The following is a 22158-nucleotide window of genomic DNA, read 5'->3' as shown; positions in this document are numbered from 1 at the left end:
CGGCTGGCGGCATCGTCGGCGGGCTAGACTTCCGTCGCGAACAGCGCATCGCGCTGCTCTGCATTCAGCGCATCGAGCGGCACGCTCGTCTGCTGATGGCAGATCATCGCGCCGTAGACTTCCGCGAGACAGTCGCTGCCGGCATCGAGCGCGTAGCCGTCCTCGCCGTCCGGGGCCGGCGGGTACACTGCGCGCCACGCATTGATCGCGGCTTCGATTCGCACGATGGACACGGCGTCGGCCGTCTGCCCGGCAGGTGATGCGCTCATGAATTCCTCTTGGTTGCGCGCCCCGCGCGCCGTGATGGGTCGGGAAATATAACCGGCTTTGACCCCGGACCGAAAGATACCCGCGAAAAAAAACGGGAAGCGCGAGGCTTCCCGTTTCGTCGCGCGGTTGCGGCGCCATCGCGCCGCGCCCGTCATGCGCCCGTCGGAATCCGTTACGCCGCCGTTTCCCGCGCCGGCACCGGCTGCATGCTCCGCTGCCCGTCCCGGTTCGCGTCCACCCACGGCGCGATCTCCATGTCCTCGTAGCGGACGAAGCGGCTCTTGTTGACGAGCCGGTAGCCGCCCCACACCGCGAGGAACAGCGGGATGCCGACGTAGGTCGCGACGACGCTCATCCAGTCGATCCGGTTCGCGAGGAACGCCTGGTAGTCCTGGCCGAGCGCGATCACGATGCACAGCGCGAACGCGAACAGCGGGCCGAACGGGAACCACTTCGACTCGTACGGCATCTGGTCGAGCGAATAGCCCTGCGCGACGTAGCCCTTGCGGAACCGGTAGTGGCTGACCGCGATGCCGAGCCACGCGATGAAGCCCGTCATCCCCGACGTGTTCAGCAGCCACATGTAGACGGTCTTGTCGCCGTACAGCGAGGTCAGGAAGCACAGCGCGCCGACCGCCGTCGTCGCGTACAGCGCATTGCGCGGCACGCCGCCCGGCGACAGCTTCGCGAACAGCTTCGGCGCACGGCCTTCGGTCGCGAGGTTGTACAGCATCCGCGTCGACGCATACATGCCCGAGTTGCCGGCCGACAGCACCGCGGTCAGGATCACCGCGTTCATCACGCCGGCCGCGAACGCGAGGCCCGCATGGCGGAACACCAGCGTGAACGGGCTCACGCCGATGTCGGTCACGTCGCTCTTCAGCAGGTTCGGGTCGGTGTACGGAATCAGCACGCCGATCACGAAGATCGCCAGCACGTAGAACAGCAGGATTCGCCAGAACACCTGACGCACCGCGCGCGGGATCGTCGTGCGCGGGTTCTCCGATTCGCCGGCCGCGACGCCGATCAGCTCGGTGCCCTGGAACGAGAAGCCCGCGATCATCGCGACGCCCATCATCGCCGGCAGGCCGCCCGCGAACGGCGCGTCGCCGATCGTCAGGTTGTTCCAGCCGTTGTGCGGCGCGCCCTTCAGAATGCCGAAGATCATCAGCAGGCCGACGCCGATGAACGCGAGCACGGTGACGACCTTGATCAGCGCGAACCAGTATTCGGCCTCGCCGAAGCCGCGCACGGTGAGCGCGTTGAGCAGGAACATCACGCCGAGGAACGCGGCGCTCCACCAGACCCCGGGCACGTCCGGGAACCAGTAGTGCATCACGAGCTGCGCGGCCACCAGCTCGACCGCGATCGTCACCGCCCAGTTGTACCAGTAGTTCCAGCCGAGCGCGAAGCCGAAGCCTTCGTCGACGTACTTCGCGCCGTAGGTCGCGAACGAGCCCGACACCGGCATGAACGCCGCCATCTCGCCGAGGCTCGTCATCAGGAAATAGACCATCAGGCCGATCAGCATGTACGCGACCATCGCGCCGCCGGGGCCGGCCTGCGAGATCGACGCGCCGGACGCGACGAACAGGCCGGTGCCGATCGAGCCGCCGATCGCGATCATCGTCAGGTGGCGCGCCTTCAGCGCGCGGTGAAGCTTGGGTGGGTTCGCGGACGAACCGGGTTGGTCGGGATTCGGAAGTGCGGACATAAAACGGACGAACGTTGAGCGGGCCGGCGGCATGCGTGGCCGACGCCCGCGCGAAATCGAGGCGCGATGCGCCCCCTGGCCTGCATGCGATGCAGCCCCGGAGCGCGTCGCCCACCGGGCGCCTGCGGCGAAGCGCGGATTCTACCTGATTCGTCGGCGGGGACCGCGCATGCGGCGAGCGGTGCGCGACGCATGGCGGGCCGGCCCCCGCCGGCACGGCCGACTGCCGTCCGGTCCCAAACCGCCGGAATGCCGATTAATCAGAAAATAATACGAACAGGCTTCGAATAATCAGACAAAATGGCGGCTTGCGAGAGGCGGATTCAAATCAGATTCCCACCACGTGCCCTGCCAACGTCATGACAGGTAGCCGGGTCGGATGTCATTTAAAGCATGAACGGCTTTAACGAGATGGCAGAACCGTCAAAATTCGCGAGATAATATGGATTATCTTGAAATAATCGTGCGGAATCGTCGAAACCATGCATCTTCCGCCGTCTTACGCCCGCCAGGATGATGCAATTCCCGCTGCTGCCCGCGTTGCGCCGCCACGTCTCGTCGACGGTCGCACGGATTCTGTCGCCCGCCGGCGTCATCGTCCTGGGCGTCGCGCTGCTGTTGTTCAGCTGGAGCTTGTGTGCGTCGTTCCTGATCGACACGCGCCGCGACGCCTACCACCACGCGATCGAAAACGCCCGCAGCCTGATGCTGCTCATCGAGCGCGACATTGCCCGGAATATCGAGCTGTATGACCTGTCGCTGCAGAACGTCGTCGACGGCGTCGCCGATCCGGCCGTGATGGCGCTGCCGCCTGCACTGCGCGATCGCGTGCTGTTCGACCGCGCGGCGACCGGCAACTACCTCGGTTCGATTTTCGTGATGGACCCGCAAGGCAACATCGTGATCGATTCGCGCTCGACGCACGCGCGGCGCGGCAACTTCGCCGACCGCGACTATTTCACCGCGCACCGCGACAGGCTGGCCCACGGCCTGTACATCAGCAAGCCTTACGCGTCCCGGCTGCGCAACGGCGCGCTGACGATCGCGCTCAGCCGCCGGATCGACCGCCCCGACGGCTCGTTCGGCGGCATCGTCGTCGGCACGCTGAGCATCGACTACTTCCGCGCGCTGCTCGACGGCATCGCGGTCGGCAAGCGGGGCACCGCGGCGATCATCGAGGACAACGGCGCGCTCGTGTGCCGCCTGCCGTACGACCCGGCCCTCGTCGGCCTCGACCTGCACAAAGGGCCGCTGTTCATCCAGGCGACGGCACATCGCGAAGGCGTGCTGAACGGCACGGCGGCCATCGACGGCGTGCGGCGCTACTTCGTCTACCGGCACCTGAGCGGCCTGCCGCTGATCGTCAACGTCGCGCCCGCCGAGGACGACATCTATGCGACGTGGCGCGAGCGCGCGATCTGGATCGGGGTGCTGATGGCCGCCTTCACCGCGATCATCGCGGCGGGCTCGCTGTTGCTGTCGCGCGAGCTGAAGCGCCGGCAGGTCGCCGAATCGAAGCTGTACCGCCTCGCGCATACCGACGCGCTGACCGGCCTCGACAACCGCGGCCGGTTCGACGCCGTGCTCGCGCAGGAGGCCCAGCGCGCCACCCGCAGCGGCCGGCCGCTGTCCGTGCTGTTCATCGACGTCGACCACTTCAAGTCGTTCAACGACTACTACGGCCATCAGGCGGGCGACAACGTGCTGCGCCAGGTCGCGCAGTGCGCGCTGCGCTGCCTGCGGCGCCCGAGCGATCACGTCGCGCGCTACGGCGGCGAGGAATTCGTGGTCACGCTGCCCGACACCGACGCGCGCGGCGCGGCCACCGTCGCGGAAGCGATCCGGCGCGCGATCGCCGGGCTCGACGTCGAGCACGTGATGAGCCCGTACGGGCTCGTGACCGTCAGCATCGGCACGGCGACCACCACGCGCGACCGCGCGCTGAGCGCCGCGATGCTGCTGAAGCTTGCCGACGAAGCGCTGTACGAGGCGAAATCCAGCGGCCGCAACCGCGTGTGGGACACCGCGCGCAGCCGGGCCGCGGCGTGACGGCCGGCCCGCCGCCCGCATCCCGCCGTGGACAGCCGGTGCGCGTTGGGCTAGCGTTACGTCTCCGGTCGCAGCCGCCGATGCCGGCCGGGTTTGCGCCGGCGCGCCAGTTCGTCACCCCGCTTTCCGTCATGACCACCCTGCCCCACACCCGGCTGCCGCCCCTCATCCGTCACGCGCTGCGCCCGCTGCTGGACCCCTATCGCCGTTACCGGCACGCGAAACTGATCCACGCCGCGCGCGTCGCGCTCGCGATTCTCGTGTCGATCGGCCTGTCGACCGGCCTGCGGATTCCGCACGGCGAATGGTCGACGATCACCGTGCTGATCGTCGTCGGCGGCCTCCAGCATCATGGCAACATCCGCAAGAAGGCCGCCGAGCGCGCGCTCGGCACGTCGATCGGCGCGCTCGCCGGGCTGCTGCTGATCCTGCTGCACTCGGCCGTCCACGCGCCGCTCGCGATCTACGCGGTGATGGCGATCGCCTGCGGCGTCTGCGCGTATCACGCGATCGGCAAGGCCGGCTATATCGCGCTGCTGTCGGCGATCACGATGGTGATCGTCGCCGGGCACGGCGACAACGAGATCGTCGACGGACTGTGGCGCGCGGTGAACGTGCTGGTCGGCATCGCGATCGCGCTGTCGTTCTCGTTCGCGCTGCCGCTCTACGCGACCTACTCGTGGCGCTACAAGCTCGCCGACGCGCTGCGCGCGTGCGCCGCCGTGCATGCGCGGATCGCGGGCGACCGGCAGGTCAGCGACGAAGCGCACCTGAAGGAGATGGCCGCGCTCAGCGCGCTGCTCGTGCAGTTGCGCTCGCTGATGCCGTCCGTGTCGAAGGAGTGCGAGATCTCGATGCAGCAGCTCGAGGCGATCCAGCGCAACCTGCGGCTCTGCATCAGCTACCTCGAGATCCTCGCGAGCGTGCGGCCGGCCGGCGACGATACGGCCGCCCGCGACTACCTGCGTGTCGCGATGAAGGCGACCGACCTGAACATCCGCGACCGGCTGGTCGGCGCGAGCCGCGCGCTGAAGTTCGGCACGCCGAGCCGGCTCGGCGGCGCGCGGCGACGCCCGGACGTGCCGCACGATGCGCCGCCGCCGCAACTGTCCGGGTATGTGTCGATTTCGGCGAAGCTGGCTGGGGAAGTGGATCAGCTAAGGGAGCGGCTGCTGGATACGGCGCGGTCGTGGAATATTTGACTCCGGGCGGCGGCTTTTGAGCGTTGACGTTGGCGTTGCGCACCCGTTTGGTGCATTTGCGCCTGCATGCGCCGCCGCACCGGCCGTCCGCCACCGATCCGGCCCCTGAACTGGCGTCGAACCATACCCGCTCCGAGGCCCGCCGGCTGCACACAAGGCCGCCGCGGCAGGCCGGACGCGGCTGTCGGCCCGAAATCAACCCTTGCCCCAAGTTCCCGGACAGCCGATACTCGCATATTCCGCGAAATACAACCCCTCCCGGACTTCAATCCACGGTAATTCCTATGAGCACGATTCTCGAAAGCCTCCCGACCGGCCAGAAGGTTGGTATCGCCTTCTCCGGCGGCCTGGACACCAGCGCCGCGCTGCACTGGATGAAACTCAAGGGCGCCGTCCCGTACGCGTACACGGCGAACCTCGGCCAGCCCGACGAAGACGACTACGATTCGATCCCGAAGCGCGCGATCGAATACGGTGCGGCGGGCGCGCGACTGATCGACTGCCGGGCGCAGCTCGTGGCCGAGGGCATCGCGGCGCTGCAGAGCGGCGCATTCCACATCACGACGGCCGGCGTCACGTACTTCAACACGACGCCGATCGGCCGCGCCGTCACGGGCACGATGCTGGTCGCCGCGATGAAGGAAGACGGCGTCAACATCTGGGGCGACGGCAGCACGTACAAGGGCAACGACATCGAGCGCTTCTACCGCTACGGCCTGCTCGTGAACCCGGACCTGAAGATCTACAAGCCGTGGCTCGACCAGACGTTCATCGACGAGCTCGGCGGCCGCGCGGAAATGTCCGAATTCATGAACCAGGCGGGCTTCGCGTACAAGATGTCGGCCGAGAAGGCGTATTCGACCGACTCGAACCTGCTCGGCGCGACGCACGAGGCGAAGGACCTGGAAAGCCTCGAAAGCGGCATCAAGATCGTGAACCCGATCATGGGCGTCGCGTTCTGGCGCGATGACGTGAAGATCGCCGCGGAAGAAGTGACGGTGCGGTTCGAGGCCGGCCTGCCGGTTGCGCTGAACGGCGTCGAGTTCAAGGATCAGGTCGAGCTGCTGCTCGAGGCGAACCGCATCGGCGGGCGGCATGGCCTGGGCATGAGCGATCAGATCGAGAACCGGATCATCGAGGCAAAGAGCCGCGGGATTTATGAGGCTCCGGGGCTGGCGCTGCTTTATATCGCTTATGAGCGTCTCGTTACGGGTATCCATAACGAGGATACGATCGAGCAGTATCGCGAGAATGGGCGTCGTCTCGGCCGCCTGCTTTACCAAGGCCGCTGGTTCGATCCGCAAGCGATCATGCTGCGTGAAACGGCGCAGCGCTGGGTCGCGCGCGCGGTCACCGGCGAAGTGAAGATCGAGCTGCGTCGCGGCAACGATTATTCGATCCTCAGCACGAAGTCGCCGAACCTCACGTATCACCCGGAACGGCTGTCGATGGAGAAGGTCGCGTCGACGTTCTCGCCGAAAGATCGGATCGGGCAGTTGACGATGCGTAACCTCGACATCACCGATACGCGCGACAAGCTGCGTGTTTATACGCAGGTCGGGCTGCTGACGCCGGGTGAAGCGTCGGCGCTGCCGCAGATCAAGAACGAAAGCAAGTAAGTCTTCTTTTCTTGTGGCCGGACGGGAAAACCGTTCGGCCGCATGTCGAACTATCCTTCCCGTTTCCTTCAGATACTGCCGGTTCCCGGTAGTACCGCGTCATTCCTGCGCTCGACCGGGTGTCATTGTGTCGAGATCGTCGCCGGGGTCATTGGCGCTCGCACCAGATCCTGGCCGATCATCGCCGCGATGGATTTCTCGCAGGACTTGATGCCCTCCACCGACTTGTCGAAGTTCTTCTCGAGATCGCCAAAGCTGCCGTAGCTGTAAGCCACATCACTGTCGACGTGGACGCTGTTCGACCGGATGTCGTAGCCGCACGCGAACGTCTTGAAGTAGATGTCCTGCTTCGTCTTTGCGTCGAGCATGCGGGCGCGAACGACCACCGACGGAATGAAATCGGTCTTGTCAGGCGGCGAGATATAGCCGAAAGACGTGAACCAAACGTTCATGATGGCGTCCGCGTCGGTCTGGATGCCGGAGTAGTCATCCGACTTGCCGTCATCCGCGAGCTTCACTTTCTGGCCGTCCAGCTTGACGACCCGATAGCCGTTCTCGGTGAGGTGACCGATCACGCTGTCGGCAACGACCGGCGCGAAGACGATCTTGTCGCTCGCCACGCGTTTGGTGTAGGTACTCGTGTGGCTCGCGTTGACGGCGGCTTGCGCCAGTCCGCCGATCAGGCCGAATGCGCCCGCCGCCCCACCGATGTTGACGACGCCGACGGCTTTCGGTTCGTTGACTTCAAGGACGGCGATCGAGTGCAGCTTCTGGCGGTTGTCGGCATTCAGGTTCGTTTGCGGCAGGTTGACGCATCCGGACAGCAGCGTAACCAGCAGGCCGCAACCGAGTAGTGTGGCTTTGGACGAGTTCTTCATTGACCGAAAAAAATTTCCTGGTGTTGGCAAGAGGTTTCGAAGCGGCTGCTCCAGGACTTCGCGTAAAAACCGAGTCCCTTGCGAGGCACGCGGCCTGTAAAAGCGCCGCGTGCGATTCGATCTGACGTTTATTGCTTGATGACCTGACCGTATGCGACGAAGCTGTAATCGGCAGCGCGCAGCACGTACAGGATGGATCGTTTGAAACCATTGGTCCCACTGATCGGAACGAACATGATGGCGGCGCTCCCCGACAGCGGAACGCCTGCCGGCACCTTGCAGCCCGTCGACGCCGATGCCGCCAAGGTCATGTCGTACATGTTCTGATTCGAGCCGGGCGTGGAGAGCAACAACGTGCCGCTCATGTTGCAGCCGGCCAGCGTGCCGCTCACCGTGCCACCCGATCCGATCGTGAACGACGCGTTCGTCGTGGCCCACGTGCCCGCGACGCTATCCTGCGTGACGCTCAGGGCGTTTGCCGCGTTGTAGGTCCACGTGAAGTTCGACGCAGTCCCGCCTTGGCTCATGGTTCCGGACAAGGTTTGCTTCGCGATGTACGACCCGGATCCGGAGTCGATTCTCGTGGTGAATCCGGTCCTGGCGTTGAAGTTGATTCCCGAACTCAGGGACCACGTCGTGCCATTCACCGTCAGATTCGTGAAATCGTCGGACATCACGAACATTCCCAACGCATTCAGCGTGGTCAAGTTGTTATGTGGATCGACAAGGGCAATGGTCGTGTAGCCGAGGGTGCCGGACGCTGTCCAGATTCCGGTCGGGGTGGTCGCCGTCGCGGCGGTCGATCCGGGCTGCGGGGTCGTCAGGCTGGGCAATGCTTCGCCAACCGTCACCGGCTGCGAAGAAGCGACCGGAGCGCTGGCAGGTTGAGCCGCGACAGGCGTGGACGCGACGACGGGTGCGCTGGCCGCAGCCGCCGTACCGCCGGTGTTTGCCGGCGTTCCGCTGCTCGCGCTCGAAGAACCATCGCCGCCGCCACATCCCGCGACAACGAACATCGAGACCGCACCAGCCACCAACAAACAAAGAGAACTCTTCTTCAATTCAACCCCCGATTTACGATGCATCTTTAGTAATTAGAATTTCAATTGCCTTTATTGCACACATCAAAAACACCGCATCATGCTCTGCCTTTTTACGCCCCCCCAAAAAACCTTCCGATTGAAAACTTCAGTGCAACTGAGGATTTGCGTGTGGTCGCATCAAGGATGCGTCAGGCGTAATGTCGGCCGACGAAACGTTGAACGACGAATAGGTATTGCTCGACATGCGCGCCACAGCAGGCGCGATCTTGACGATTCGCCGACCGCCCGGCACGCTGGGATCGCCGGCATCGCGCGGCGGGAGGCTTGCGACGGCAAGCACATGCAGACGACGCGCAGTCGGCCAATGTCTGCGCGCCAGATCGGAAAACGACGGGCCATTTGATTGTCATCCACGCGGCTGGTCAGCACGCGAGGTCCTCGGTTGTTGGTCGTGTGGTTGCTTCGGTATTGTCTTTTTTAGTTTCTGCTCCGAAGTAACGGCACCGTCTCCGAGTTCTTTAGGGTGACATTTCGATGAATTTTCTTTCAGAAAACATTTATATGATTACCGATTCATTTCAGATCGAAGAGCCAACGCATGGCCGCTCGTTGCTCGTATTCATTCAGAGCCTGCGGAGCCTGGCAGGTAACCCGTTCCTCCGGCAAACAGGGAGGCGATGGCCGAGATTGACATCATGGCGTAGTTCGCGGATTTTCCAGGAGAACGGCTAATGCTAGTCTGTTCGGCGAGTCCGATCTCCGGTCAATCCCAATTACAAACGAATGCAAAAGATCGCTATGAACTATGTCGTGACCAAACCGCATCGAAGCGAGTATCCGAATCCCATCACTCTCAACAAAGGCGATCCGCTCGTCATTGGCGAAAAGTATCAAGGCCCCGAGGGCTGGGATGACTGGTTTTTCTGCACCACGCCCGGTCAGGCGGGAGGCTGGGTTCCGCTGCAAGTCATCGAACGGCTTGACGACGGCACGGGCCGTGCGCTGGAAGACTATACGGCTCGGGAGCTGGATGTGGATGCCGGCGAAATGCTGATCGGATCAAGGACATTGAATGGATGGGTCTGGTGCGAACGCGTGTCGCGCGACGATGCGGGGTGGGTTCCGTTGCGGAATCTGGAGGCTGATGGGGAGTGAAAGGGCCACTGTTCGCCACTTCCGCACGAAGTCTCGACAACTCCATCTGCTCCGGACCTACCAGTTTCGCGCCAGTTCCACCGACCTTGCCTTCCTGTTCAGCTTTGGCCCAGTTGCGAAGCGTCTGTTCTGAAACGCCCAACTCGCGGGCCACCACGGTCACTCCCTGGCCAGTCGGATCGAGTGCCTTCACAACGTCCGGCGAGAACGCCGCACTGACTGCCCCACCAATCGCACCGTATCCGCACCGACCACGGCACTGTTTGTGGCAACAAGTTACCCAACGTCACGAGCCTCAACAGTTGCCAGCGCATAGGCATCGTCCTTCGGCAAGAAGGCTTCCACTTCGTAGCCTGCGGGCGAACGAGGGTCACCAAACACCAACACCACGGTCACAACGGTTCCGGGTGGCAGCACCACATTTCGGTGCTCCCCAATGACTGTTGCCTCAACAGACTTCGACAACACAAACGTGTCGTTCTCTTTCATCGCATTCATTTTTTCGCAGGGATACCTGTCACGAGTCGAACCGTTCCGGAATTGTCCTTCATGAAGACAAACGTCGTGTCGATAGTCTTTCCGTTAGTTCCTTTGATCGGGATGACCTGTTCGTAAGTTTGTCCGTATTGGGTCGTCTTCGTCGGCACTGCCGTGGCCGTATCAAAGTACAACTGTTTAGCTAAATCCTGCCAGTTGCTCTGGTCGAAGCCCAGCGCCTGACTGAACCAGTTCGCCTTAGTTTGATTCTGTGGATGTGTCGGGTCCAATAAGTAACCGTTCAACTTGCTTTCAAGATTTGACGTATCGAATCCGACGTTGTTAGTGGAACCCTGACCGTTCGTGCCGCCTGAACCGCTGTCGCTACTACCGCTCGACAGAATCGCATGACTCGGCGTGCCCGGTGATCCCGGCACCATCGTGCAAACCGGCGGATCGCATACGGGCACCGCTGGCGTCACCGGCGAAGCTCCGGTGTTCGGCGGATTGCCGTTGTTCGCCTGCACCAGCGGATTCGGATCGGACGGCGGCGTCTGTCCGTTGTTGGCCTGCATCAGCCCCAAGAACTGATTGCCCCAGTTCTTGAAGGAACCAATCGGATCGCCATAGGTGTTCTGCAGCCAGGTGCCGAACGCATTCAGCAAGCCGCCTTTTTTCGCCGCGTCGGCCGCATGATCCCCGGTGTTGTTCAGCGCCTCGTTCTGCGCCGCCGTCGCCCCAGCCATCGCATTCTGACCGGCGAGGCCAGCAAGGCCGCCACCAGCAAGCGTTGCGAACGCCGCGAGTGCCGCCTGCTGACCCGGATCAAGCGGTGCGCCAGTCGGATCGATTGCCTTCACAACGTCTGGCGAGAACGCCGCACTGACTGCCCCACCAATCGCACCGCTTGCACACCCTGTTCCTTTCGCCGCCGACAATGCACATCCCAACCCGGCATGGGCCAATACGTATCCAGGACTCCCCTCTGCCAGCATTGAGGTGTTGTCTGTCGAAGCAACGCCAATCGCACCCGCACCGACCATACCAAGGTCGCTGATCATGCTGTTCGCAAGCGCACTGCCGAAGCTACCGCCGGATACGGCCGTATTGATGGTGGCCATCACGACACCGCGCTCAACAATGGTCTCCAATGCCGAGCCGAGCTGTCCAAGCGAAACCGCGGTCCCGTTCCCGATCGCCCGGCCCACTGCCTGAAGCTGCTGAAGGTTGCCAAGACCTGTCCCCGCCATGACGCCGGCAGTCAATGCGCCAAGAGCGCCCGCCTGCAGGATCTGCCCGAAGTTCAGCCCGCCCCCCGAAAACACTTGACTGGTGATGCTTCCAACCATGCCGCCAAGTGCGCCGATCATTACCGAACCAACTGACAGCTGCGTCATCACAACGCCCGCTGCTGCTGCTGCCGCACCCGCCGTCACGATCGACGCAGCAATCGCGATGGCCGCGACGGCAAACGTCGGCAACCCGCCACCTTCTTTCACGAAATCCGAATGGAGATGGTCGCTAACCGCCGTCTGGGTGAAGTTCACGCCGAGTTGCTGCTGCAGGTTTTCGAGTATGTGCTGCGTACCCACCTGATCGACCGTGCCATCCGCATTGAGCTTCGCCAGCACTCCACCAATCTGGTTGAGCGTCTGCACGTTCAGGTCCATGTTCGCCGCAGTCATGAACCCGCCCGGCTGTACGACCGTCCCGGTCGTCTTCAGATAGCCGCCATCGACCTTCTGCCAGATCTCGCCAACGTCAACCTGATTCGCCTGGTTCGTCAGCGTATGCGTGTCGACGCTCAGCGTCCCCGACGCCGTGATGCTCCCCGTGTTGAGGATGCTGCCGTTACCGTCCTGATTGAACTTCAGCGTGACGTCGCGGCCGGAAATGTTTCCGCCGGCCGACATGGCGTGAGTGTCCTGCGGCAGATAAACCTGCGGCATCAGCGCGGTGATCGTCGGGCACGTCGCCACCCCCGTCGCGTGACACGTCGGGTCCGGCACCGTCTGCTCGACGTACCACAGCATCGGTTTGTCGAGCTCGTTGATTTGCGTCTGCGTGAGGCCGGCGCCGAGCTGCAAGCCGTGCGTCTTCGAGTAATCGAGCGCGTTCTGGTAGAGGTACTCCTTCTCCTGCGTCGTCACCGACACGTTGTTCTTGCTGTCGTACGTCAGCCCATCGACGAAGCTCGACTTGCCGGTTTGCTTCAACGCCGCCTGCTGCAACAACAGGTCTTCTTCCTGCGGGTTGTAGTAGAACAGCGTCGACGACGGCTGAAGGCTCGACGGCAGATTGTTGAGCAGTTCCTGCGGCCCGAGCGAGCCGAGTGCCGATCCGCCAAGGGACGCATCGACATAAGACGCCTTGCCGGCGACTGGCGTCGGCAACGAACCCGTGCCAACCGCACGCGGAATCGACAGGTTCAGCCCCGGCAAATCAACGGGGCTCAGCGAAATGACCTGCGACGGCGCGTTAACGCGCGGCGTATAGGTATTCGCCGTCGTGATGCCGTTGATCAGCTTCTGGCCGCTCAGCGACACCGACGTGCCGAGCACGTTGCCGACGTTCTGGATCTGGCCGTTCGACGAGATCGACAGGTTCGGCGCCTGGATCGTCGCCGCGATGTTGCCGACCGGCGTCGGCGGGTCAATCACGCCGCCCGTGCTCGTATACGCGCTGCCGTACAGCGCCTTGCACTGCTCAGGCGTACCGCACGCCCAGATGTCGTGACGCTTGTCGCTGCTGAACATGCCCGTTTCCTGCACCCAATGCGAGTGCCAGTAGGCGTTCAGCACCTGTGCCTCGTTAACGACCGGGCCAGCGACTGCGATGGTCGCATTGTTGCCAGCGGCGATCAGGCTGCCGATGTTCGTCAGGCTGCCTGCGTTGATCTGCAGGTTGTTGCCGGCGCTGATCACCGAAGAACTGCCCGACTGCTGGTCGACGTAGCCTTCGCAGTAGCTTTCCTTGTAGCCGCCTGCGGTCATGCAGCCCGAGTACTTCTCCTTCGTGCCGTAGTTTTCATGCACAGGAACCGGCGGCGGCAAGTTGTTGGTGATCGCCCCCGATACGTTCAGCGTGATGTTGTTGCCCGCGACGATATTGCCCGACGTGTTGTTCAGGCTCTGTGCAGGTGTGGTCGAACTCGCGGTCGAGCCGACGCCGCCGATGACGATGTCGTGACCCGCGAGCAGGTTGCCATACGTGTTGTTGATCTGGCCGGCCGCGATGACGAGGTCGTGGCCCGCATAGATCGTTGCGTTGTTCTGCGAATAGCCGAACGTCGTCGTGGTCGGATTGTTGCCCCGCGGCTGACCTGCATTGCCGCCGCATGCCGAGTTCGGCACGCCGGACGCGCAACCCACCTGACTCGAATAGTTTTGCTGATTGCCGCCCTGGTTGCTGAGCGTACCGGACGCGATGGCAACGTTGTTGCCGGCGTACAGCAGTCCCTCGTTGACCAAATTGCCGCCACCGACCGTCAGGTTGCTACCCGCCGCAATCATGCCCGTCGGCGTTGTGAACGAGACTGAACCGGATGCAGTAGGTGCGGCCGCACTCTTGTTGATTTGAAACGAGGTTGGCGCGTAGGGTTCCCCCACTTGACAGCCTCCCCCGGAACAATTGAATGCACCGGTTGCATTCCCCGTACCCTTGACGCCGATCACCCCGAGCGATGCAAGTTGCGTCAGAAAAGCGGTGTATTGCGTCTGGTCGACGTATGTCGTGCTGGTGACCGTGGTGGTCGGCGCGACCGCACCATTGCCCAACGACTGGACGTTCAGTGAGATGTTGCCTTGTGCAGCGATCTGCCCGCCTCGATTCGACAGCGTGCCGGCTGCCAACGTGATCGATCCGCCAGCGGAAATGACGCCCGACGTTCCTGCTTGCTGGTTTGTCGCCGTCTGGTAGACGGTCGGCAACGTGAATGTCGCGGATTTGAGCGCGCCGGGATCTGGAGCAGTTCCGACATACCAAAGATTCACACTTCGCGAAACGCCATGATCATTTGTGCCGGTTTGGGTCTGATACTGGTTGAACGTGACCGTCCCGGATGTCGCAACCGGATCGGAAGCCGGCATCGAGCCACCCTTCTTGTTCGTGCCAGTCGGCGCCAGAAGCGCGCCGAGCGTAGCAGGCGACGTCACGTAACCGGCACTCACCGTTTGCTCGTGACCGGAAATACTTTCGTAGCCCTCCGTCACCGTTCCGACCGACCCCGACATCAGGAGCGCCGGATCACTAACCTGCATAGTCGTCGTGACCGCTCCCTGAGGGGCAGTCTGGTCGTTGATCACCTGCGCGGCAGTGATACCGATGTTCCGTCCGGCAAATATCGACCCGCCAGTGTTCAGCAGCGTGCCGCCCAGGTTGAAATTCGCATCCCCCTTCGACTGCGTCGTCGCCCCCTGGTTGTCGTAATTCCCGCCCGACACCGTCAGCACGTTCCCCGCTTCAACGGTCCCCCGGTTCGTCGTCTCGCCATTCAGCGTCAGCGCGTTATTTGCATGCACCACCGCCCCGGCGACGTTATTCAGCGTTCCGTTGAACGTCACATCCTGCCCGGTCAACTGCCCGGCATTGGTAAACGTGCCATTCGTCGCCAGCGTCAGCAGTGCCGTCCCCGTGATCGTGCCGTGATTGGTGATCCCGTTGATCCCGGTCACCGACGCACCTTGCCCACCAAAATTCCACGTCCCGCCGACATCGATCGACCCGGCCGTCAACGTGAAGAACCCACCCTGACTGATCGTCCCCTGCGACGGATCGAACGCGGCATTGACCGCGCTGACGCCCATGTTCCGTTGCGCGAGCAACTGCCCGCCGACGTTATAGAACGCGCCGTTCCCGCCATTGATCGTCAGCGACACATCGCCGGTCGCCCCAGTGCCAACACTCGGATTCCCGGCAAAGATGATCCCGTTCTGGTTGTTCAGCGAGCCCGTATTGATGTTGAGCGCATTCACTCCCATCAGCGATCCGCCGACGTTCGTCAGCCCGCCACCGACAGTAACGTTGGTCGTCGTCCCATTCACCAGCCCGGCGTTCGTGAAGTTCGACGCGTTGATCGTCGTCGCACCGATCGACGCAAGCGACGCCCCCGCCGCGTTCGTCAGATTCGGCGCGGACACATTGAGCGACCCGGCCAGCACATGGGCCGCGTTATACAACCCGTTCTGCGAAGTCAGCGTCGCATTGCCGACCACGTTCACCGCGCGCCCGGCGGCCAGCGTGAGCTGATTCGACGCCTGCGCGGTCAGCGATCCGCCCACCGTCGCATTGCCGAGCGTGACGTTCGAGCCGTTCACCTGCAGGTTCTGCGACGCAACGACCGAAGCATTACCCGCATCCACCGTCCCCTGCGCGGAAACGGTCACATTCTTCGACCCGACCGCGGACCCGCTCAGCGTCACGTTCCCGCCAGACACACCAAGCTGCCCGGCCACCACGCTGTTGCCGCTCAGCGTGACGTTCTGTCCGCCATGCAGTGTCGCATCGCCATTCGCCGACACACCCGCGACCGTCACGTTGCCGTGCGTCCCCTCGACGTTCACCGTCCCCATCGACGCGACGCCGCCCGTCAGCGCGGCATCATTCGCCGCCTGAACCCGGACATTCCCGCCCGACTGCAACAGCCCGCCGAACGTCACGCTGCCCGCTTTCGACGTCGCCGACACCTCGCCGACCGCCGTCGTAGCGCCGAACGACATATCGCCGCCGGACACCGCCGTGAACTTGCCCGCGCCCTGAACCGCACCAAGGGCGATGCCACCGCCTGCATTGACGTCGATGTCCTTGGCGTAAGTCAGCGCACCGCCGCCGTCGATTGCGCCGCCCGCATGAATACTCGCGAGCCCCAGGCCGAACAACCCGCCGGCCAGCGTCATCGCGCCGCCGGACGTCAACGTCGTATCGCCGTTCACGAGTCCGCCGCCGCGCAGCGCCAACGCGCCGCCGGCGTTCGCGCCCAGACTCCCGGCCGTCACCACCGCCCCGCCAACACCGAGCTTGCCCGTCGTCGCGGCCAGCGCGACGTCGGCGCTCGCTTCGATCGCCCCCGCGACGTTCAGGTCGCGCCCCGCGGTCGCGTTCAGCTTGTCGCCGCTCGACATCGCGCCGCCGACACCCGCGTCGCGCGCGGCCGTGATCGTCGTCGCCTTGCCCGACTTCACGTCACCCGTGACCGTCACGTCGCCCGCGCCGTTGTGCCCTTGCGCCTGCAGCGCGATCGCGCCGCCCGCCTGCGCCGATCCGGCCGACAGATCGTTGCCGGCCGTCATCGCGAGATCACCATTGGTCGCGACCTTGCCCGCAACAGCGATGCTGCCGCCCGCCTTGACCGTGGCCTGTTGCGCGAACTCGATCGAACCGGCCGTCACCGAGCCGACCGCCGTCAACGTGCCGCTTTGCTGCGCGCTGACGCCTCCCGCGAGCGTCATGTCGCCACCCGCGTTCAGCGACGCACTGCCTCCCGCGACAGCCGGTCCGGTAAACGAAATCCCCTGCGCGCCGCTGACGTTCAGGTTGCCCTGCGTCGTCACGTCCTTCGCGCTCGCACTGCCGCCCGACGCGGTCACGCCGAGATCGCCCGCCGAATTGACCGACGCAAGCGCCACGCTGCGCGCAGCGTTGATCGTCGTCGTGCCGCCGGTGTTGATCGCGCCCGCGACATTGGCGTCGCGCGCGGCTTGCAGCGCCATCGTGCCGAACGCCGTCGCCGCGCCGGCGAACGTCACGTCGCCGCCGCCCGCACCACCCTTCGCGGTCACGCCAAGATTGCCGCTGACGGCCTGCACCGTGCCGAGCCCCGCGTTGTTCCCGCCCGTCACGTTGACGCTCGCGCCTTGCAGCGAACCCGTCAGCGCAATGTCGCGCGTCGCATCGACCGTCGCCGCCTGCGCGAACGCCGCCGAGCCCGCGCCATTGATGTCGCGCGCCGCATTCAGCGCGCCGTTCATCTGGCCCGCGAGCGCGCCGGTCAACGCGATGTCGCGCCCGGCCTGCACGCTGACCTGCTTCGTCACCGAGATCTTGCCGCCCAGTTGCGTGTCGAGTCCGGACACGCTGTTGAACGCGCCCGCGGTCGTCGCCGAACCCGTCAATGCGACATTGCCGTTCGTCGCGGTCGTCGTCAGGTCGCCCTTCGACTCCACGCCGCCGCTGACGGATACGTTGCGTTGACCGGTCAGCGTCAGCGCGTCGCCGCTGCCGAGCGTGCCGCTCACGGACACGTCGCGCGCGCCCACGACATTCACTGCACCCGTCGCCGACGCCGTGCCGGTGATCCCCGCGTCGCCTTCGCCGGCCTTGCCGTTCGCGGTCACGGTCAACGTCGTCGCGGACGTCGCATCGTGCAGCGACGCATTGTTCCCGCCGACCACGATCACCTTGTTCGCCTGCACGCTGCCCGTCAGCGCGACGTCATGCTGCGCGGTGTAGTTCGCAGTCCCGTCGAATGCCTGCTTGCCTCCGCCGTTGATGTCGCGCACGGCCGTCACGCTGCCGTTCGCGTGCCCGACGAACATCCCGTTCAGCGTCGCGTCGCGGCCCGCCGCAAGCGTCGCGTCTCCGACCGCGCTGGTGGCGGCGCCGAGCGACAGGTCGAGCCCGGTCGTGATGCCCAGCTTGCCGCCGCTGTTGATGCCGCCGGTCGCGTTCAGGCTGCCTTGCTGCGCGACGAGCGTCGCGTCGCCGACCGCCTCGATCGCGCCCGCCACCGCGACGTTGCGCTGCGCGGTCACGCCGACCGTCGTGCCGCTGGCGATCTTGCCCGCGACCGACACGTCGTTCTGCGCGACCGCCGTCACCGCGCCCGCCGCCGCGGCCGTGCCGTCGATGGCGAGGTCGCCCGCACCCGTCGCGGTGTTTGTGCCGTTCGCGCGCAGCGCGATCGCACTGGCCGACTCGACGTTGTGCACACGCGCATTGCCGGCTGCCGTCACGCTGACGGCCTGCCCCTGAATCAACCCTTGTTGCGCGATATCGCGCCCGGCCGTGAGCGTCGCCTGGTGCGCGAACGTCAGCGAACCTGCGCCGACGATGTCGCGCGCCGCATCGACGACGCCCTGCCCTTGCCCGGCCAGCGTGCCGCTCACGTTGACGTCGCGCCCGGCCGACAAGTTCGTGTCCCGTGCAACGGTCGTATTGCCGCCGAGCTGGATGTCCGTGCCCGCCTTTGCACCGAACGCGCCGTTGCTCGCGATCGTGCCGGTCGCGCCGATGCTGCCGCCCGTCGCCAGCAGCGACGTATTGCCAGCCGATTGCAGCGACCCGCTGATGTCGACATTGCGTCCCGCGTTCAGCGTCACATCTGCGCCGCCGTTCACCGCGCCGGTCAGGCTCAGGTCGTTCGATGCGCCGAGCGCGAGTGCGGACGCCGCCTGCACGTCATGCAGCGTGGCCGATCCGCCGGCCGTCGTCTGCACGTTGCCGCCGCGCAGCGAACCACTCAGGTTCGTGTCGCCGCCCGACTTCACGTTCGCGGCAAGCCCGAACGCCACCGCGGCAGCGCCGCCGATCGCGCCGCCCGCAGTCAGCGTGCCGTTCCCCTGCGCGACGACGGAGCCGTTCATCGTCAGGTTCTGCCCGGCGTTGACCGTGAGATTGCCAAGCGACGACGTGGATTGCGCACCGAGGTCGATCGACTGCGCAGCCGTCATCGACAAGTCGCCGCCCGACTGGATCGTGCCGGTGCTCGTCAACGCCCCGGTGGAGTTCGTCAGCGTGACGTCGCCGTTCGACTGCACGGTTCCGCCGATGGACGTGTTGCGGCCGCCGTTGACGGCAAGCTTGCTCGCCGTGCGCAGCGTGCCGTTCACGACGACGTCGCGCGCGGCGTCGATCGCCCCGCTCGTCAGCGAGTTCACGTTGCCGCCGATCGTGACGTCTCCGCCGTGGGTCGCGAGCTGCAGCGCCGCGTTGGCCTGCACGTCATTCAACGCGATGGAATCCGTCGCGGTCATCGACACCGCACGGCCCTGGAACGCGCCCGTCACGTTGATGTCGCGGCCCGCGTTCAGCGTCGCGTCGCGAACGAAACCGCTGGTGCCGCCGGCGGCGATGTCGCGCCCGGCCGCGAGCGTCGCCGCGCCCTGTCCGGCGAAGGAGCCGCCGATCGTCAGGTCGCGCCCCGCCGTTGCCGTGACGTCGCCGGTAACCGTCGTCGCACCGGTCAGCGCGACATCCTGCGCGCCCTGCACCGTCAGCACGCCCGCGCCGTTCAGCGTGCCGGCCGACGTGACGCCGCCGGTCGCGGCCGTCAGCGCGAGGTCGCCCACGGCCTGCACGGTCCCGCCGCTGTTCACCGTCACGTTGCGCGCAGCCGCGAGCGAGACTTGCGAACCGCCGGCCAGCGTGCCGTTTACGACGACGTCGCGCACCGCATGCACGTCGACCGCGCCGAGCATCGCCGTGTTGCCGTTGAACGTCAGGTCGCCGCCGCCGGCCAGACCGTTGGCCGTCGCCTTGAACGCGCCGCCCGCCTGGACCGCCGCGAGACTCGCGCTGTTGCCCGCGTCCACCTGCAGGTCGTTGGCGAGCAGCTTGCCGGTCAGCGCGACGTCATGCGCGGCGCTCAGCGCGCCGCGCTGGCCGAATGCGATCGAGCCGCTGCCGGTAATGTCGTTCCCCGCGCTCAGCGTGCCGTCGTGCTGAACGATCGCGACGCCGGACACGTCGACGTTGCGGCCCGCATTGACCCGCGCGTCGGTGCCGACCATCAGCGATCCGCCTACCGACGCATCGCGCGCGATGTCGGCCGCGAGCGTCGTGCCGCTCGCGAGCGACCCGCTCACGCTCAGGTCGCGTCCGGTTCGCACGGTCACCGCGTTCTGCGCGGTCGCTTGCGCCGCGATCGCCGTGTCCTGTCCGGATGCCAACGTGAGGTTGCCGCCGCTCTTTACGCTTGCGTTCGTCGCGACATTGCCCTGCGTCGCCGTGAGCGCGAGATCGCCGGAGGTCTGCAGCGCGGCGTTGACCGTCACGTTGCGCTGCGCACTCGCCTGCAGCGTGCCGCTGTTGGTCTGCCCGTTCACGTTGACGTCGCGCGCCGCCTGCAAGGTAGTCGCGCCGGTCACGACCGTCGTGCCGTTCAGGTTCACGTCGCCCGCGCCGTCCGCGCCGCGTGCCGTCACCGACAGCGCGCCGCCGCCCTGCAAGTCGCCCAGCGTGACGTTTGCGCCGCCCGCGATCGCGACGTCGCTGTTCGCCTGCGCGTTCGCGACGTTCACGTTCCCGCCCGCCGATATCGCCAGCTTGCCGCCCGACTGGATCGTTCCGGTCGACGTCACGTCGCCGTTCGCGTTGATCGTGTAGCCGCCTACGCCGACATGCGTGCCCGTCATCGACAGGTTGCCCGCGCTCTGCAACGTCGCCTGATGCTGCGCGGCCGAGCCCGCAATGGATACGTCGCCGTTCGCCGACAGCAGCAGGTCGCCCGCGTTCGCGGCCAGTTGCGCGTCGCTTCGCACGCCCATCCCGGCCGCCGTGCTGATCACCTGGATCTGGCCGGCCGTCATCGCGCCGAACGCGGTCGCGTCGATCGCGAGTGAACGATTCGCGCCGCCGTTCGCCGCGTTGATCGCCGCGGCCGAATTGATTGCGCCGTTCGACGTGGTGCCGTAGGTCGTGCCGGTCGCATCCGCCGCCGACGGCGTCACGAACTGCCGACCCGCGATCGCATTGATCCGCATCCCCGCGTACAGCGGCGCGTTGATCCCGATCGTCTCGCCAATCAGGTCGATCGTGCCGACCGTGCCTTCGATCCCCGCGCCGGGGCCGTTCACGCCCGCATTGCCTTCGATCTGCAGATGGCCGCCCGTCACGTTGTAGCCGATCGCCTTCGCGTTCGCGTAATCGGTCGGTGCGCCGCCGACGCCGTTCAGGAACTGCGGCGCGCCCGTCGACAACGTGACGCCGATCGTGTTCGTGAAGCCCGTGCCGCGCGTCGTGATCCCGTTCGGGTTCGCGATGATCACCGTCGCCGGCGCGCCGAACACTTCGAGCGGACCGTTCAGCAAGCTCGCGTACCCGCCGCCCGTCGACGTGACCTGGTTCACGATCACGCTCGCGGCCCGCCCGTTCAGGTTCGGGTTCGCCTGCACGTCCCCGCCCGTCAGCGACGTGCCCGACATCAGGCTGTTGTTCAGGATCAGGCCGACCGGGTCGATGTTGAAGCGCTGATACTGGTTCAGCGAAATCCCCGCCGCGTTCGGCGCGGTGATGTTGACCACCGGCACGCCGCCGCCGGCGCCGGTCGATTGCGTGATCGCGGGCTGGAAGGTGATGGGGGCCGTCGGGTCGGTAATCGGTGCGGCGGCGGCGAGCTGCATCGACAGGCGCACACTTACCGATGCCATGTCGATCAGTTGCTGCCACGTATCGTCGTCGAGGCGCCGGTTGCCTGCGCCAAGCACGCCGGCCGCGTCGCGGCTCTGCTCGACCGTCACGGTGATCGGGCCGATGAACATCGTCGTCGCCACGAGCGCGCACATCACGCGCTGCCACCAGCGGTACTCGCGCGGCACATGGGCGTGGCTACGGAAACGCGACATCGACGTTTCCGAACGCTCGCGCGCGCCGACACGCGCCGCTGCCGCGGCAGCCAGTTGCTGCAAGACCTTACGCTTGGACGTGTTCATTTCTTGTTCGATTGGTTTTTGGGGCTTGTGCCGTGCGTGGCATGCCAGCGGCCGGCCCGGCCGTGGCGGGACGCGATGCCGGGTTTCCCCGCCCGGCATCGCGTCC

Annotated in this window: 10 protein-coding genes and 1 pseudogene; 4 read left to right on the top strand and 7 right to left on the bottom strand. The window is 65.3% G+C overall.

The genetic code is table 11. The features are described from left to right. Positions 1-23 precede the first annotated feature (23 nt). Together KY49_RS25305 and KY49_RS25300 are read right to left on the bottom strand one after the other, a co-directional pair. Positions 24-269, bottom strand: a complete 246-nt coding sequence (locus tag KY49_RS25305) for a DUF3717 domain-containing protein (protein ID WP_042587200.1) — start codon at positions 267-269, stop codon at positions 24-26. 173 nt (positions 270-442) lie between these two features. After that, on the bottom strand, positions 443-1984 hold the full coding sequence (locus KY49_RS25300) for an amino acid permease (protein ID WP_042587199.1): 1542 nt from the start codon (positions 1982-1984) through the stop codon (positions 443-445). 513 nt (positions 1985-2497) lie between these two features. On the opposite strand from KY49_RS25300, the gene KY49_RS25295 reads away from it, so the two are divergent. The 3 genes from KY49_RS25295 to argG all read left to right on the top strand — a co-directional run bounded on the left by KY49_RS25295 (position 2498) and on the right by argG (position 6854). Beyond that, complete coding sequence (locus tag KY49_RS25295) at positions 2498-4033, top strand: sensor domain-containing diguanylate cyclase (RefSeq protein ID WP_042587198.1); 1536 nt, start codon at positions 2498-2500, stop codon at positions 4031-4033. A gap of 131 nt (positions 4034-4164) precedes the next feature. Beyond that, positions 4165-5235, top strand: coding sequence for an FUSC family protein (locus KY49_RS25290; protein WP_042587197.1), 1071 nt, complete (start codon positions 4165-4167; stop codon positions 5233-5235). Positions 5236-5519: 284 nt separating this feature from the next. Continuing rightward, positions 5520-6854, top strand: coding sequence for an argininosuccinate synthase (gene argG, locus KY49_RS25285; RefSeq protein ID WP_042587196.1), 1335 nt, complete (start codon positions 5520-5522; stop codon positions 6852-6854). A gap of 122 nt (positions 6855-6976) precedes the next feature. Here argG and KY49_RS25280 read toward each other — a convergent pair whose 3' ends face one another. After that, the gene (locus KY49_RS25280; RefSeq protein ID WP_042587195.1) at positions 6977-7732 is read right to left on the bottom strand and encodes a hypothetical protein; all 756 of its coding nucleotides are present in this window, start codon (positions 7730-7732) and stop codon (positions 6977-6979) included. Between the two features lie 128 nt (positions 7733-7860). Continuing rightward, entirely contained in the window at positions 7861-8793 is a 933-nt protein-coding gene (locus KY49_RS25275) for a hypothetical protein (protein WP_231636483.1), read from the bottom strand. A 765-nt stretch (positions 8794-9558) separates the two neighbouring features. Between KY49_RS25275 and KY49_RS25270 the strand changes: the two genes are divergently transcribed. Next, positions 9559-9930, top strand: a complete 372-nt coding sequence (locus KY49_RS25270; protein ID WP_082062441.1) for an SH3 domain-containing protein — start codon at positions 9559-9561, stop codon at positions 9928-9930. 19 nt (positions 9931-9949) lie between these two features. Here KY49_RS25270 and KY49_RS36265 read toward each other — a convergent pair. From KY49_RS36265 to KY49_RS25260, 3 genes and pseudogenes are all read right to left on the bottom strand, one after another. Further along, a pseudogene (locus KY49_RS36265) lies at positions 9950-10102 on the bottom strand (transposase); the annotation flags it as partial. Between the two features lie 104 nt (positions 10103-10206). Further along, positions 10207-10419 (bottom strand): hypothetical protein, encoded by a 213-nt coding sequence (locus KY49_RS25265; protein WP_231636482.1) that lies wholly within the window; start codon positions 10417-10419, stop codon positions 10207-10209. Between the two features lie 5 nt (positions 10420-10424). Continuing rightward, on the bottom strand, positions 10425-22052 hold the full coding sequence (locus KY49_RS25260) for a two-partner secretion domain-containing protein (RefSeq protein ID WP_082062440.1): 11628 nt from the start codon (positions 22050-22052) through the stop codon (positions 10425-10427). Positions 22053-22158: the final 106 nt, after the last annotated feature.

Origin of the sequence: Burkholderia sp. MSHR3999, from assembly GCF_000833595.1 — a bacterium.
Lineage (GTDB): Bacteria > Pseudomonadota > Gammaproteobacteria > Burkholderiales > Burkholderiaceae > Burkholderia > Burkholderia ubonensis.
This window is presented reverse-complemented; position numbering and strand designations above follow the sequence as displayed.

Excerpts from the sequence above, each read along its gene's own strand:
- KY49_RS25260 (WP_082062440.1), bottom strand. The coding sequence starts at position 22,052 with ATGAACACGTCCAAGCGTAAGGTCTTGCAGCAACTGGCTGCCGCGGCA.
- KY49_RS25300 (WP_042587199.1), bottom strand. The coding sequence starts at position 1,984 with ATGTCCGCACTTCCGAATCCCGACCAACCCGGTTCGTCCGCGAACCCA.
- argG (WP_042587196.1), top strand. The coding sequence starts at position 5,520 with ATGAGCACGATTCTCGAAAGCCTCCCGACCGGCCAGAAGGTTGGTATC.
- KY49_RS25295 (WP_042587198.1), top strand. The coding sequence starts at position 2,498 with ATGATGCAATTCCCGCTGCTGCCCGCGTTGCGCCGCCACGTCTCGTCG.
- KY49_RS25265 (WP_231636482.1), bottom strand. The coding sequence starts at position 10,419 with ATGAAAGAGAACGACACGTTTGTGTTGTCGAAGTCTGTTGAGGCAACA.
- KY49_RS25270 (WP_082062441.1), top strand. The coding sequence starts at position 9,559 with ATGCAAAAGATCGCTATGAACTATGTCGTGACCAAACCGCATCGAAGC.
- KY49_RS25305 (WP_042587200.1), bottom strand. The coding sequence starts at position 269 with ATGAGCGCATCACCTGCCGGGCAGACGGCCGACGCCGTGTCCATCGTG.
- KY49_RS25280 (WP_042587195.1), bottom strand. The coding sequence starts at position 7,732 with ATGAAGAACTCGTCCAAAGCCACACTACTCGGTTGCGGCCTGCTGGTT.
- KY49_RS25290 (WP_042587197.1), top strand. The coding sequence starts at position 4,165 with ATGACCACCCTGCCCCACACCCGGCTGCCGCCCCTCATCCGTCACGCG.